Source organism: Streptomonospora mangrovi, from assembly GCF_027604915.1.
In the GTDB taxonomy this organism is placed as follows: domain Bacteria; phylum Actinomycetota; class Actinomycetes; order Streptosporangiales; family Streptosporangiaceae; genus Streptomonospora; species Streptomonospora mangrovi.
Map to the genome: position 1 here is coordinate 1 of NZ_JAJAQC010000120.1, position 1,327 is coordinate 1,327.

The 1,327-nt window shown below is 69.5% G+C and carries 1 protein-coding gene and 1 pseudogene; both read right to left on the bottom strand.

Features of this window, described 5'->3' with window-relative positions:
- Window positions 1-844 (bottom strand): succinate--CoA ligase subunit alpha (gene sucD / locus LG943_RS27635; RefSeq protein WP_270075319.1); only part of this gene is annotated, 844 nt, incomplete at its 3' end.
- Window positions 845-871: 27 nt separating this feature from the next.
- A pseudogene (locus tag LG943_RS27640) lies at window positions 872-1,327 on the bottom strand (ADP-forming succinate--CoA ligase subunit beta); the annotation flags it as partial.

A 1,327-nucleotide genomic window follows, 5' to 3' on the forward strand; every position in this document is an offset into this window, starting at 1 on the left:
TGGGGGTCTTGCCGACCTTGACGCCGGCGGCCTCCAACGCCTCCTTCTTGGCCGCGGCCGTGCCCGCCGAACCCGACACGATCGCACCCGCGTGGCCCATCGTCTTGCCCTCCGGGGCGGTGAACCCGGCCACATAGCCCACGACCGGCTTGGACACGTTGGCCTTGATGAACTCCGCGGCCCGCTCCTCGGCGTCCCCGCCGATCTCGCCGATCATCACGATCGCGTCGGTACCGGGGTCGGCCTCGAACGCCGCCAAAGCGTCGATGTGGGTCGTGCCGATCACCGGGTCCCCGCCGATGCCCACCGCCGTGGAGAACCCGATGTCACGCAGCTCATACATCATCTGATACGTCAGCGTGCCCGACTTGGACACCAACCCGATCCGCCCGGGCCGGGTGATGTCGGCCGGGATGATGCCGGCGTTGGACTCCCCCGGCGTGATCAGACCCGGGCAGTTGGGCCCGATGATCCGCGTCCGGTTGCCCTTGGCGCACGCGTGCGCCCAAAACGCCGCCGTGTCGTGCACCGGGATGCCCTCGGTGATCACCACCGCCATCCCGATCCCCGCGTCGATCGCCTCCACCACCGCGGCCTTGGCAAAGCGCGGCGGCACGAACACCACCGACACATCGGCCCCGGTCGCGGCCATGCCCTCGGCCACCGAGGAGAACACCGGCACCTGGGTGCCGTCGAAGTCCACCGACTGCCCGGCCTTGCGCGGGTTGACCCCGCCCACGATCCGGGTGCCCGCCGCCAGCATCCGCCGGGTGTGCTTGGTGCCCTCAGAGCCGGTCATGCCCTGGACCAGCACCTTGCTGTCCTTGGTCAGAAAGATCGCCATGATGCTTCTACTCGCCTCGCGCCCTTGTCACTTCGCGGCCAGTTCGGCGGCCTGGGCGGCAGCGCCGTCCATGGTCGCCACCTGGCGCACCGCCGGGTGGGCGGCATCGGTCAGGATCTGGCGGCCCAGTTCGGCGTTGTTGCCGTCCAGGCGCACCACCAGCGGCTTGGTCACATCGTCGCCGCGCCCCTCCAGCAACTGGAGGGCCTGGACGATGCCGTTGGCCACCGCGTCGCAGGCGGTGATCCCGCCGAACACGTTGACGAACACGCTTTTCACGTCGGGGTCGCCCAGGATGATCTCCAGGCCGTTGGCCATGACCTCGGCCGAGGCCCCGCCGCCGATGTCCAGGAAGTTGGCCGGCTTGACCCCGCCGAACTCCTCGCCCGCATAGGCCACCACGTCCAGCGTCGACATCACCAGGCCCGCACCGTTGCCGATGATCCCGACCTGGCCGTCCAGCTTGACGTAGTTGAGCCCCTT